12 protein-coding genes are annotated in these 12,072 nt (G+C 66.8%); 7 read left to right on the top strand and 5 right to left on the bottom strand.

What is annotated here, in order from left to right; translation table 11 throughout:
- Nucleotides 1-15: 15 nt before the first annotated feature.
- From rsfS to ACOQPC_RS04035, 7 genes are all read left to right on the top strand, one after another.
- Nucleotides 16-375 carry a ribosome silencing factor gene (gene rsfS / locus ACOQPC_RS04005; RefSeq protein ID WP_420608060.1) on the top strand — a complete coding sequence of 120 codons (360 nt, stop codon included), beginning with the start codon at nucleotides 16-18 and terminating at the stop codon, nucleotides 373-375.
- Between the two features lie 163 nt (nucleotides 376-538).
- On the top strand, nucleotides 539-961 hold the full coding sequence (locus ACOQPC_RS04010; RefSeq protein ID WP_420607374.1) for a 23S rRNA (pseudouridine(1915)-N(3))-methyltransferase RlmH: 423 nt from the start codon (nucleotides 539-541) through the stop codon (nucleotides 959-961).
- A gap of 4 nt (nucleotides 962-965) precedes the next feature.
- Nucleotides 966-2,084, top strand: coding sequence for a murein hydrolase activator EnvC family protein (locus ACOQPC_RS04015; RefSeq protein ID WP_420607375.1), 1,119 nt, complete (start codon nucleotides 966-968; stop codon nucleotides 2,082-2,084).
- Between the two features lie 268 nt (nucleotides 2,085-2,352).
- On the top strand, nucleotides 2,353-3,705 hold the full coding sequence (locus tag ACOQPC_RS04020) for a S41 family peptidase (protein ID WP_420607376.1): 1,353 nt from the start codon (nucleotides 2,353-2,355) through the stop codon (nucleotides 3,703-3,705).
- Nucleotides 3,706-3,716: 11 nt separating this feature from the next.
- Nucleotides 3,717-4,190 carry a disulfide bond formation protein B gene (locus ACOQPC_RS04025; RefSeq protein WP_420607377.1) on the top strand — a complete coding sequence of 158 codons (474 nt, stop codon included), beginning with the start codon at nucleotides 3,717-3,719 and terminating at the stop codon, nucleotides 4,188-4,190.
- Nucleotides 4,187-4,708 (top strand): demethoxyubiquinone hydroxylase family protein, encoded by a 522-nt coding sequence (locus ACOQPC_RS04030; RefSeq protein ID WP_420607378.1) that lies wholly within the window; start codon nucleotides 4,187-4,189, stop codon nucleotides 4,706-4,708. The genes ACOQPC_RS04025 and ACOQPC_RS04030 overlap by 4 nt, the downstream gene beginning before the upstream one ends.
- Nucleotides 4,709-4,743: 35 nt before the next feature.
- Nucleotides 4,744-5,325, top strand: a complete 582-nt coding sequence (locus ACOQPC_RS04035) for a hypothetical protein (protein WP_420607379.1) — start codon at nucleotides 4,744-4,746, stop codon at nucleotides 5,323-5,325.
- A 122-nt stretch (nucleotides 5,326-5,447) separates the two neighbouring features.
- Here the strand turns inward: ACOQPC_RS04035 and ACOQPC_RS04040 are convergent, their stop codons facing one another.
- From ACOQPC_RS04040 to ACOQPC_RS04060, 5 genes are all read right to left on the bottom strand, one after another.
- Nucleotides 5,448-7,229, bottom strand: coding sequence for a DUF885 domain-containing protein (locus ACOQPC_RS04040; RefSeq protein ID WP_420607380.1), 1,782 nt, complete (start codon nucleotides 7,227-7,229; stop codon nucleotides 5,448-5,450).
- Nucleotides 7,230-7,318: 89 nt separating this feature from the next.
- On the bottom strand, nucleotides 7,319-8,896 hold the full coding sequence (locus tag ACOQPC_RS04045; RefSeq protein WP_420607381.1) for a PH domain-containing protein: 1,578 nt from the start codon (nucleotides 8,894-8,896) through the stop codon (nucleotides 7,319-7,321).
- On the bottom strand, nucleotides 8,893-9,414 hold the full coding sequence (locus ACOQPC_RS04050; RefSeq protein ID WP_420607382.1) for a PH domain-containing protein: 522 nt from the start codon (nucleotides 9,412-9,414) through the stop codon (nucleotides 8,893-8,895). The genes ACOQPC_RS04045 and ACOQPC_RS04050 overlap by 4 nt, the downstream gene beginning before the upstream one ends.
- Nucleotides 9,415-9,617: 203 nt before the next feature.
- Complete coding sequence (locus ACOQPC_RS04055) at nucleotides 9,618-10,622, bottom strand: NAD(P)H-dependent flavin oxidoreductase (RefSeq protein ID WP_420607383.1); 1,005 nt, start codon at nucleotides 10,620-10,622, stop codon at nucleotides 9,618-9,620.
- Nucleotides 10,623-10,751: 129 nt separating this feature from the next.
- A complete protein-coding gene (locus tag ACOQPC_RS04060) occupies nucleotides 10,752-12,023 on the bottom strand; it encodes an aspartate kinase (RefSeq protein ID WP_420608061.1) in 1,272 nt (423 codons plus the stop codon).
- Between the last annotated feature and the right edge of the window lie 49 nt (nucleotides 12,024-12,072).

A 12,072-nucleotide genomic window follows, 5' to 3' on the forward strand; every position in this document is an offset into this window, starting at 1 on the left:
GCGCCAACCGCCCCGATCCCGTCGGGGCACGACCTGCTCGATATCGTACTGGGTTCGCTCGACGACGATCAGGCCCAGGAAGTGGTCGCGATCGATCTGAAGGGGAAGAGCGAGATCGCCGACCATATGGTCATCGCCAGCGGCCGCTCGACGCGGCAGGTCGCCTCGATGGCGCAGAAGCTCGCCGAACGGATCAAGCATTCGGGGGGCCGCGCGCGGATCGAGGGGCTGCCCAATGCCGATTGGGTGCTGCTCGACGCCGACGACGTGATCGTCCATCTGTTCCGGCCCGAGGTCCGCAGCTTCTACAATCTGGAGCGGATGTGGGGCTTCGAGGGATCGGGTGAAGGATCGAGCGTGGCCGCGCAGGCCTGAAGCGCTAAAGGGCGTCCGTCATGCCAGCGAAAGCTGGCATCTCCGGCCATCGGGTTCGGCGGCTTGAGACCCCAGCTTTCGCTGGGGTGACGATGATCGTTTGAGTTCAGGCGTCGCAGCGCGGCGTTCACGAAAGAAAGATTCCAGGAGGAAAGGAGGCCGCGTGCTGCTGCATATCGTCGCGCGCGGCAAGATCGGGCGCTCCCCGGAGGCCGAGTTGGTGGCGCGTTATCTGAAGCGTATCCAGTGGCCGATCAGGCTGACCGAACTGCCCGATCGCGGCGGCAAGACGCCCGATCCGGCGCCGCAGATGCGCAGCGTGATGCTGGACGAAACCGGCACGATCCTGTCCTCTACGGAGCTGGCCGGTCTGCTGGCGTCCTGGCGCGACGACGGGGTTCGTGAAACACGTTTCCTGATCGGCGCCGCAGACGGCTTCGACGATGCCGCGCGGGCCGATGCCGACCTGCTGCTCTCCTTTGGCCGCGCGACCTGGCCGCATCTCATGGCCCGCGCGCTGCTCGCCGAACAGCTCTACCGCGCCACATCGATCCTTGCCGGACACCCCTATCATCGGGAAGGGTGACGCCATGGTCCGCGCGATTGTGCTCCTCGTCATGCTGCCGCTGCTGGTTGGCGCTGCCCCGTCCGGCGGCGGGCGAACCGTCGCGGACGCCGAGGCCGAGGCGATCGCCGCCGACGCGCGCAGCGATGCGCTGCGGGTTCGGGCCGAGCTTGCCGAACGCGACGTGCGGCGCACCGCCACGCGCCGCCGCGCGCTGGAGCGGCAGATCGCGGCGGAGGAAACGAAGCTGCGCGAAGCCAAGGCCGCGCTGGGGCGGATCGGGCGGCGCCGCGCCGAGGAAGAACGCCGGCTGGCGGTGGCGCGCGAACCCCTGATGCGGCTGACCGGGGCGCTCGAACGTTTTTCGCGCCAGCCCGCGGGCTATGCGCTGGTGCGGCCCGGCTCGACCCGCGAGCTGGTGCATGTCCGCGCGATCCTCGACAGCACCATCCCCAGGATCGAAGCGCGAACGCAGGAGACCCGCACCGCCATCCGCCGCATCGAGACGCTGCGCGCGGCGCAGGCGGGCGCGCTCGGCAAGCTGGCGGCGGCGCGTACCGCCTTGGCCGATCGGCGGCGCGCGCTGGCCCGGGCCGAGGTCGACGAACGCCATGCCGCCGCGCGGTTGCTGGGCGGCGCGGTGCAGGAACGCGCGCGCGCGCTGGCGTTGGGCGAGGAGGCGCGCGACATCGTGGCGACCGAGGAGCGCGATCAGGCGGCAGGCGACGTGCTCGCGGTCCTGTCCCAGCTGCCGCCGCCGCCGCTGCCGGTGCGCGGGGCCGCGTCGCGCGCCGCCGCGGCCTATCGTTTGCCGGTGGGCGGCAAGGTGGCGGGCGGGTTCGGCGAGGCCAGCCGCGCCGGCTATCGCGCGCGGGGCGTCACCATCGCCGCGGGTCCCGGCGCCGCGGTGGTGGCGCCCGCCGCGGGCCGAGTCCGCTTCGCCGGGCGCTATCGCAGCTTTGGCGACATCGTGATCGTCGATCATGGCGCGGGCTGGACCAGTCTGCTGACCGGGCTCGACCGGCTGAGCGTCCGGAAAGGTCAGACCGTGCGCGCCGGGGAACCGCTGGGCAGAGCCGGCGGGCCGGTGACGGTGGAGCTACGCCGGAAGGGGCGGCCGGTGGACGTGGCGGCGATGCTGTAGAAAAGAAATCCTCCCCGGAACGGGGAGGGGGACCGTCGACGAAGTCGGTGGTGGAGGGGTCGGAGCGCCTCATCAATGACCGGCGCATCGGCCCCTCCGTCACGACGCCTGACGGCGCCGCGCCACCTCCCCGTTCCGGGAGAGGATTTTGAAGGGCGTTCACCCGCAGGACAGACAGGCGCGGTTAATGCGTTTGGAATGCGGGCGCATGGCTCTATAGTCGGTGATCCGCCTACATCGATGCTCAGCCAAAGGCCCGCAACCGCCCATGAACAGCCGCTTCCTCCGTTCCCTTGCCCTGGTCGGTGCCGTGTCGCTGCTGCCGATATCCACCGCCGCCCTGTCGCAAGTCGATGCCGGCTCGGCGCGCGAGATCAGCGACATCATCGGCGTGATGCAGCGGATCAAGGCGTTTTACGTCGACGACGTCGATGACGACAAGCTGATCGAGGGCGCGATTTCGGGCATGCTGTCCAGCCTCGATCCGCACAGCTCTTATCTGAACGAGCGTTCTTATGAGGACTTGCGCACGCAGACCGACGGCGAATATGGCGGGCTCGGGCTGACCGTCACGATGGAGGACGACGCGGTCAAGGTGATTGCGCCAACCGCCGATACGCCCGCCGACAAGGCCGGGATCAAGGCGGGCGATTATATCACGCATCTGGACGGCAAGCTGATCTACGGCGGAACGCTCGACGATGCCGTCGAGGAAATGCGCGGCGAGCCCGGCACCGACATCACGCTGTCCATCTTCCGGCCGGGCCGCGACAAGCCGTTCGATGTCACCATCACCCGGGCGATCATCGATCTGCAGCCGGTGAAATGGGACGTGGACGGCGATGTCGGGGTGATCACCGTCACCACCTTTACCGACGGCGCGGGCAACGACGTGGTCGACGCAATGCGCGCGATCGAGGTCAAGTTGGGCCATAAACCGCTCGGCTATATCCTCGATCTGCGCTCCAATCCCGGCGGGCTGCTCGACGAGGCGGTGAACGTGTCCGACGTGTTCCTGAACGACGGCGAGATCGTGTCGCAGCGCGGCCGCCGCCGTGCCGACACGCTGAAATTCTTCGCCAAGCCCGGCGATTTCGCGGGCGGCCTGCCGGTGATCGTGCTGATCGACGCGGGCTCCGCCTCGGCCTCGGAAATCGTCGCGGGCGCATTGCAGGACCGCCATCGCGGGCTGGTGATGGGCGAGCGCAGCTTCGGCAAGGGCTCGGTGCAGACGATCGTGCCGCTGACCGATGATACCGGCCTCCGGCTCACCACCGCGCGCTATTACACGCCGTCGGGACGCTCGGTGCAGGAAGGCGGGATCGATCCCGATATCCGCGTGCCGCAGCTCAGCGATCCCGATTACGCTTCGCGCACGAACATCCGCGAATCCGATCTGCGCCGCCATCTGATCAACGAACTGGCCGCCGACGACAAGACGCTGGAGCAGGACCAGAAGGACGATCCGCGCTTCGCGATGACGCCGGACGAGCTGAAGGCGCAGGGTATCGAGGACTTCCAGCTCCATTACGCGCTGGAGACGATCGGGCGGCTGGGCAAGAGCGCGCAGGCGCGGGCCGCGGCGCCGAAGGTCAAGGCTGCCGTGACCGCGAAGAATTGAGCGCATCGGGGGTGACGGGGCTTCGGGCCGCGCGCCGGCTGGCGCTGCTGATCCCGGCGGCGCTGCTGGGCGGCGCCTATCTCGGCCAATATGCGTTCGGGCTTTATCCTTGCGAGATGTGCTGGTGGCAACGCTGGCCGCATTTCGCCGCGCTGGCGCTGGCGCTGCTGAGCTTTACCGTGAAAGGCGCGGCGATCCGCCCGGTCTTGCTGTTGGCGGGTCTTGCGATTCTGATATCGGGCCTGATCGGCGGCTTCCACTCGGGCGTCGAATATGGCTGGTGGGAGGGCGTCACCAGCTGTTCGTCCACAATCGAGGCGGCCGGCGGCGACTATCTCGACGCGATCATGAACGCGCCGATCGTGCGGTGCGATCAGGTGCAATGGTCGCTCTTCGGAATTTCGCTGGCGGGCTATAATTTCCTGATTTCGGTGGCCGGTGCTACCGTTATTTTCGTCATGGCAAGCAGGAGGACCGCAGGATGACCGTCCGGAACAAATCGGTCGACGGCATGATCCGCGTCGATCAGGCGGGCGAATTCGGCGCCACACGAATCTATGCAGGCCAGCTCGCGGTGATGGGCGACCGCGCGCCCGCCGCGCGCTCGATTGCGCACATGGCGGCGCAGGAGGAACGGCATCGCTCCGAATTCGACCGGCTGATGGCGGCGCGGGGCGTCCGCCCGACGGCGCTGCAGCCCTTGTGGGACCGCGCCGGCTTCATGCTCGGGGCGGTGACCGCGGCGATCTCGCCGGAAGCGGCGATGGCCTGCACCGCGGCGGTCGAGACCGAAATCGACCGGCATTACAGCCAGCAGCTCGATGAACTCGGCGACGACGATCCGGAACTATCGGGCATGATCGCGGATTTCAGGAAAGAGGAACTCGAGCATCGCGACACCGCTTTTGCTTCGGGCGCGCAGAACGCGCCGGGATATGTGCTGATGAGCGGTTTGATCCGTCTGGGTTGCCGCGCCGCGATCGCGGTTTCGAAACGGATTTAAGGCGCGGTTCACCCGGCCTGCGAGAGGGACATGCCATGACGATGAAAACACTCTATCTCACCATCGCCGCCACCGGCCTCGGCCTTGCCTTTGCCGCGCCCGCGCGGGCGCAGGACAATGCGGGCGACCGCGTGCAGGTGCTCGCCGTCTACGGCGAAGATGCCTGCCCGCCCAGCACCGACGAGGAGATCGTCGTCTGCAAACGCTATGACGAGAGCGAGCGTTACCGCATTCCGCGCGATCTGCGCGCCAGCGACAGCCCGGAAAACCGGAGCTGGACCGATCGCGTGCGCGCGCTCGAAACGATCGGGAAGGGCGGAATCGGCAGCTGTACGCCGACCGGCCCGGGCGGGGTGACCGGCTGCACGCAGGAATTGATCCGGCAGGCCTATGCCGAACGCGCGGAGGGGTCCGACATCCAGGCGGGACGGCTGGTCGAAGAGGCGCGCGCCGAGCGGCTCGCCCGGATCGACGCCGACGCGGCCGAGACCGAGCGGTTGGTGCAGGAAGAACTCGCTCGGCGCGACGAACGCGAACGCCGCCAGGCCGCGATCGCCGCCGGCGAAGACCCGGATGCGGCGGTCGATGATACGCCGCTGCCCGAGCCGCAGCTTTAAATTCTTCGTCATCCCGGACTTGATCCGGGATCCAGGGCCCAAGCAGTGCCATATCGCCCTGGATCCCGGGTCAAGCCCGGGATGACGGTGTATGTGGCTTATAGCTCAGACCATATTGCGCGCTATTTCGCCGCCTCCTGCTCCGCGATCCAGCTATCCACGCGCTGTTCCAGCAGATCGAGCGGCACCGCGCCCTGGCCGAGCACCACATCGTGAAACGCGCGCAGATCGAATTTCTCGCCCAGCTTCTTCTCCGCCCGTCCACGCAGTTCGCGGATCTTGAGCTCGCCGATCTTGTAGGCCAGCGCCTGGCCCGGCCAAGAGATGTAGCGGTTCACCTCGGCATCGATATTGGCCGCCGAAAGCGCGGTGTTGTCGGTCATGAACGCCACCGCCTTTTCCTTCGACCAGCCCTTGCTGTGGATACCCGTGTCGACCACCAGCCGGCTGGCGCGCCACATTTCGTAGCTCAGCCGCCCCATATCTTTCGCCGGCGTATCGTAGAGCCCCATCTCGATCCCGAGCCGCTCCGAATATAGCCCCCAACCTTCGACGAAGGCGGTAAAAAAGGCGAGCTGCTTGCGGAATTCGGGCATGTCGAGCTCCTGCTGGAGCGCGATCTGCAGATGATGGCCCGGCACCGCCTCATGCGATGTCAGCGCCGGGATTTCCCAGAACGGCCGCTGGTCGAGCTTCGACGTGTTGACATAATAGGTGCCGGACACGCCGATCTCGGGCGAGCCGGGGCTGTAATAGGCGGTGGTAGTGCCCTCCGCCGTTTCCGCCGGGATTTGCTTCAATCCATAGGGCAAACGCGGCAGACGCCCGAACAGACTTGGCAGCTTGCCGTCGATGGTCTTGGCCTGTAGCGCGCTTTTCTCCATCAGCTGCTGGGGCGTGGTCGCATAATATTGCGGGTCGGTGCGCAGATGGGCGATGAACGCCTCGCGGCTGTCATAGCCCGCGTCCTTGGCCACCTTTTCCATTTCGGTGCGGATGCGCGCGACCTCTTTCAGGCCGAGTTTGTGGATTTCGTCCGCCGTCATCTCGGTGGTGGTTTCCTGGCGGATGCGGAAGGCATAATAATCCGCGCCGCCGGGCTGCGAGGACACGCCGGGCTCCCTGGCGCAGGCGGGCGCGTAATCGGTCACATACCAGTCGCGTTCCTTTTGCAGAGCGGGAAAGACTTTTTCGCGGATGACGGTGGCGGCATCCGCGGCCAGCTTGGCATAGTCCGCTGCCGAAATCGTCGAGGGGCGGGGGCGGGTGAACGGCTCGTAAAAACGGCTGTCCTTGGGGTCTTCGGTGATGAGGCCGGTGATCGTGCCCTCATAGCCGGTGAGCGTGACGCAGGGCTGGGTGAAGCCGCCGCTGATTGCCTGATTGGCGACGGCGATCGACTGCGCATTGATCTGCGGGAATAGCGCCAGCCGGTCGGTATAGCTGCGATAATCCGCCGCGTTCGCGAAGGGCGAATTGCTGGCCATGCCGGCGAAATTCTGGTGCCAGCTGGAATAGCTGGTGAAATTGACCACGCGCTGGCCGTAGCCGTTCGCCTCGACCTGCTCGCCGAGCATGCGCTTCAGGATGGCGAGATTGACCTTGCCCTCCTCGTCCAGCGCATCGGTGTGCACCATGCCCAGCCGGTCCAGGAACAGCTTGGCCTGCGCCGCCTGACGGTCCGCCTCCGCCAGCGAATAATCGCCGACCTGCCCGGCATAGCTGTCGATGCCGATCGAGCTGGCGAGCACCGGATTATGGGCCAGCGTGTAGGCCCAGAACTGGTCGATCACGTCGCTCAGGATGGCCTGATCCTGATCCGGGGAGGGGGTTTGCGCCGCGAGCGGTGCCTGCAGCGAAAAGGCCAATGCCGCCGCCGCGACCGTGCCGAACCATAAACGCATTTGTTTGCTCTCCCGATGTGCTTCGGAAGAAACTCTAAGGCGGGGGGCCCAAGATGGCCAGAGCGGTAAAGGCACCCGTCTAGGGTCGGTTACGATGCCTCGTTCACCTCGGAAAAATCGACCTTGGTCACCGCGGTCATGATCCGGTCGCGCAGGCTCACCGCCTCGGCTTCCGGCAGCGCGCGAAGGTGCAGCGGGAAGCTGCTCGATCCGCCGGCGATGCCGAACACCAGCCCGGCGCTGCCGAACAACCGGTCGATCGGGCTGTAGGTGAGGTCGATGCTCTGCGTCTTGACCACCGGCAGCAGGGTCAGCCGCTGGCGCCACCAGCCGGTCTGCACGTAGAGCTGCCCGCGGCGCACGGCATGGCGATGGTATCGCCATCTGAGCCAACCGAGCAGCGGCAGGCAGGCGGCGGCCGCGTAAACGAGCGGCGCGGCGAGCGGCACGATGAATAGCAAGATCGTCGCCGGCACGCACAGAAGCATTGCCAGAATCAACCACTGCAGAAGGAACGGCCCGATCATCGCCTGGTGGTAGCTGTCCGGATCGGCGCTGTTGTCCAGCCCGGCTTCGGCGAGGATGGGCACAATTTCCTGCGGATGCGCGAGCGGCGCGACATTGTGATCGCTGCTCCCCTTGCCGTCCTGCGCAAGGCTCTGGAATTTCAGCTCGCGCCAGCCGAAGAAACGGCGGACCGGGCCGCTCAGGATCAGCCCCGCCTGCACGCGGTGCGCGGGCAGCACGACATCGGTGAGCGTCAGAAGGCCCCGCCGCCTCCGGAAACCGGCCGGCACGCGGTCCAGCCGGAAGCCATATTCGCGCAGCACCGTGCGCGCGACGCCGCTGACGATCCCGATCGATATCAGCATCAGCAAGCCCACGATCGCCGCGCCGATCTGCGCCAGCAGGCCGAGCGAGCGGATGGTGGCGAGTTCGACATCGCCGATCATGCCGAGCCAGAAATGCGGATCGTAGATGTCGAACGGCAGGACGTTCTGGAACTGCTGGAAGAACGCGGCAACCACGCCGAGCAGCACCAGCGAGAAGTTGAACAGCCCCGCGAGCAGCAGCCGGCGATGGTCCATCGCGAACAGCGGCGCGGCGTCCGACACCACGGTTTCCCGTTCCGCCGCGACCATCTCCGCCGCCGCTTCAGGCCCCTCGGCAACGCCATGCTTGCGGTCGCGGATCAGATCGCGCAGCGCCTCGGCATCGGCGAGCCTCAGATAGCTGAGCTCCGCATCCTCGCCCTTACCGCCGCCGGTCTCGATCTTGATCGCGGCGAGGCCGAGCAGGCGCGCGACCGGTTTCTGCTCCAGCCCGACATCCTGGATGCGCTCGAACGGGATCGAGCGGCTGTTGCGGCTCAGAATACCATGGTCGACGCGAATATCCTCGCTGCCGATACGATAGGTGAAGCGGCGCCAGGCGAGCCAGCTGAAGCCGGTCACCACCAGCAGGATCGCCGGGATGATGAAAATGAGAACAGCCGTCGCTTTTTCGCCCGCGAAAACCAGGGCCGGGATGGCGTAGAGCGTCTGCGGCAGGCTGGTTAGAAAGCCGGTGACGACGGTGAGCGGATGGGTGCGCTGCGGTTCGCCGGATGCCGCCCCGTCTGCCCCCGCACCCACCGTCCCGCTCCAGGGTTCGGGCCGGTCGCTCACAGCGTCTCGCGCTTGATATGTGCGCGGATCGTCTCGCGCATTTCGGCGGCATGCGGCTCGCTGAGGCCGGGCAGGCTGACCTTGCTGTTATGCGTGCCCGCGGTGTGGACGACGAGCGTGGCGAGGTCGAAACTGCGCTCGAGCAGGCCTTGGTCGACGTCGATATGCTGGATGCGTCCGAACGGCACCACGGTGTCGGTGCGCCAGAGATAGCCGCGCGCGACGCGGAGCCTGTCGCCGCTCATGTCGTAACCCAGCCGGCGCCAGCGGCGGTGGGGCAGCGCAAAGACGAGGTAGAGCACGATCAGCGCGACCGGGGCGGCGACCATGCCTTGCGTGATCAGGCCTTCGTCCGACAGCGCGAAATCGCCCGCGCCCGCGCCCGCGAGCAGGCCCAGCCCCAGGATCGCGCTGCGAATGATCATTACCCAGCGGTAGCCCGGTTCGACACGGGTGAGGCAGTCGGCGTCGCCCCAGAGAATTTCGGTGGTCGGATCGATAGCGGGTGCGTCGGTCATGCGCGGACTATCGGACAGCTGTGTTGCGATTGCAAGACAGCAAGAAAGATCCTCCCCGGAACGGGGAGGGGGACCGCCTGCGAAGCGGGTGGTGGGGGGCCGGGGCGCAAGCGACACTTGAAAGGATTCCGTGGCGGGACCGCTTCGGCCCCTCCGTCACGACGCCTTGCGACGTCGCGCCACCTCCCCGTTCCGGGGAGGATTCACCGCGCCAGCGCGGCCTCGGCCTCGTTCGCCAGCGAGCTGATGATCTCGGCGACGCTCTCTTCCTTCGTCACCATCCCCACCGATTGCCCCGCCATCAGCGAGCCGTTTTCGACGTCGCCGTCGATCACCGCGCGCTTGAGGGCGCCCGCCCAGTAATGCTCGATCTGCAGCTGCGCCTCGCCCATCTCGATCTTCTCCTCGTCGAGAATGGCGGCAACCTCGCGCTGCTTGGCGGTAAAGGCTTCGGTGCTCTTGTTCTTGAGCGCGCGGACCGGGATCACCGGCAGGCGTGGATCGACCTGTACGCTGGCCACCGCATCGCGGGCCGAGGCGCGGAAGAACGCCTTCTTGAAATTCTCGTGCGCGATCGATTCCTTGGCGCAGACGAAACGCGTGCCGAGCTGGACGCCGGCCGCGCCCATCTCCAGATAGCTGGCGATCGCCTGGCCGCGCCCGATGCCGCCGGCGACGAACACCGGCAGCTGCTCGCTCATCTCGGGCAGGATTTCCTGCGCCAGCACGCTGGTCGAGACCGGGCCGATATGCCCGCCCGCCTCCATGCCCTCGATCACCAGCGCGTCGACCCCGCTGCGCAGGAGCTTTTTGGCAAGGCTGAGCGCGGGGGCGAAGCAGATGATCTTGGCTTGCGTCGCGCGGATCGCATCGATCGAACCGCGCGGCGGCAGCCCGCCCGCCAGCACGATATGCGTGACCTTGTGGCGTCCGCACACTTCGATCAGTTCCATCAGGTCCGGGTGCATGGTGATCAGGTTCACGCCGAACGATTTGATCGTATGCTCCTTGGTAGCCGCGATCTCCGCGTCGAGCAGATCGGGCGTCATCGCCCCGCAGGCGATCACGCCGAAGCCGCCCGCATTGGAGATGGCCGCAACGAGATGGCGTTCAGACACCCAGCTCATCGCGCCGCACATGATGGCGTAGTCGCAGCCGAGGAAATCGGTGCCGCGGGACATCAGGCGGCGCAGGTTCGGGTGGGTCATTGCGTTTATACCTTTAAGATCGTCATTCCGGGCTCGACCCGGAATCCAGGGCGAGATGGCACTGCCGCTGGGCCCTGGATCCCGGATCAAGTCCGGGATGACGTGACTTTATACTGGGACGTAGTGCCGTCAATCCGCGTCCAGCCCATAGGCCGTGTGCAGCACGCGCACCGCCAGCTCGGTCTCGTCCTCGTCGATCAGCACGCTGACCTTGATCTCGGACGTGGTGATCGCCTGGATGTTGATCTTGCGGCCCGACAGCGCCTTGAACATGTCGGCGGCGATACCGGCATGGCTGCGCATGCCCACGCCGACGACCGAGATCTTGGCGATGCGGCTGTCGGTGATCATGCGGTTATAGCCGATCGCCTCGCGCTGGTTCTCCAATATCTCGGTGCAGCGCGTCAGGTCGCTGCGCGGCGCGGTGAAGGTGACGTCGGTCTCGCCGCGGTCGCGCCCGACATTCTGCACGATCATGTCGACATTGATGTTCGCGTCCGCCAGCGGGCCGAAGATGCGCGCGACCGCGCCGGGCTCGTCGGGCACGCGGGTCAACGTGATCTTGGCTTCGTTCTTGTCGTGCGCGATGCCGGTGATGAGCTGGCGTTCCATGGTCGGATCCTCTTGCTGGGCGGCGGCGAGTTCCTCGTCGCTCACGATCATCGTGCCGGGCAGGCTGTCGGCGGGCGGCGCTCCGTCCTCGACGAAGCTGGAGAGCACCTGCACGCGCACGCCCTCCTTCATGGCGAGGCCCACCGAGCGGGTCTGCAGCACCTTGGCACCGACGCTGGCAAGCTCCAGCATCTCCTCATAGGTCACCATCTTCAGCTTGCGCGCGCGGCTGACGATGCGCGGGTCGGTGGTGTAGACACCGTCGACATCGGTATAGATATCGCAGCGGTCCGCCTTGATCGCCGCGGCCACGGCCACCGCGCTGGTGTCCGATCCGCCGCGGCCCAGCGTGGACAGGCGGCGGTCGGCGGTCATGCCCTGGAAGCCCGGGATGACGGCGATCTGGCCGCTTGCCATCGAGGCGATGAGATTGCCCTGGTCGATCGAACCGATCCGCGCCTTGCCGTGCGCGGTGTCGGTGTGGAGCGGCAATTGCCAGCCCATCCAGCTGCGCGCGCTGGCACCGATCGCCTGCAGCGTCATCGCGAGCAGGCCGCTGGTCACCTGCTCGCCGCTGGCCACGACCACATCATATTCGGCGGGATCGAACAGCGGGTTCGCCTCGCGGCAGAATTGTACGAGGCGGTCGGTTTCTCCCGCCATGGCGGAGACGACGACGGCCACCTCATGCCCGCCGTCCGCCTGCCGCTTGACGATCTGCGCCACGCGCCGGATGCGCTCGGTCCCAGCCATGGACGTGCCGCCGAATTTCATGACGATGCAGGCCATGGCGGTCGGGGCGGCTCCTGTCGTGATCGAGGAAGAAAATTGCGTGGGC

Origin of the sequence: Novosphingopyxis sp. (assembly GCF_965218915.1) — a bacterium.
In the GTDB taxonomy this organism is placed as follows: domain Bacteria; phylum Pseudomonadota; class Alphaproteobacteria; order Sphingomonadales; family Sphingomonadaceae; genus Novosphingopyxis.

Coding starts and splice junctions, on each gene's coding strand:
- ACOQPC_RS04015 (WP_420607375.1), top strand. CDS start 966: ATGGTCCGCGCGATTGTGCTCCTCGTCATGCTGCCGCTGCTGGTTGGC.
- ACOQPC_RS04020 (WP_420607376.1), top strand. CDS start 2,353: ATGAACAGCCGCTTCCTCCGTTCCCTTGCCCTGGTCGGTGCCGTGTCG.
- ACOQPC_RS04030 (WP_420607378.1), top strand. CDS start 4,187: ATGACCGTCCGGAACAAATCGGTCGACGGCATGATCCGCGTCGATCAG.
- ACOQPC_RS04035 (WP_420607379.1), top strand. CDS start 4,744: ATGACGATGAAAACACTCTATCTCACCATCGCCGCCACCGGCCTCGGC.
- ACOQPC_RS04040 (WP_420607380.1), bottom strand. CDS start 7,229: ATGCGTTTATGGTTCGGCACGGTCGCGGCGGCGGCATTGGCCTTTTCG.
- ACOQPC_RS04050 (WP_420607382.1), bottom strand. CDS start 9,414: ATGACCGACGCACCCGCTATCGATCCGACCACCGAAATTCTCTGGGGC.
- ACOQPC_RS04055 (WP_420607383.1), bottom strand. CDS start 10,622: ATGACCCACCCGAACCTGCGCCGCCTGATGTCCCGCGGCACCGATTTC.
- ACOQPC_RS04060 (WP_420608061.1), bottom strand. CDS start 12,023: ATGGCCTGCATCGTCATGAAATTCGGCGGCACGTCCATGGCTGGGACC.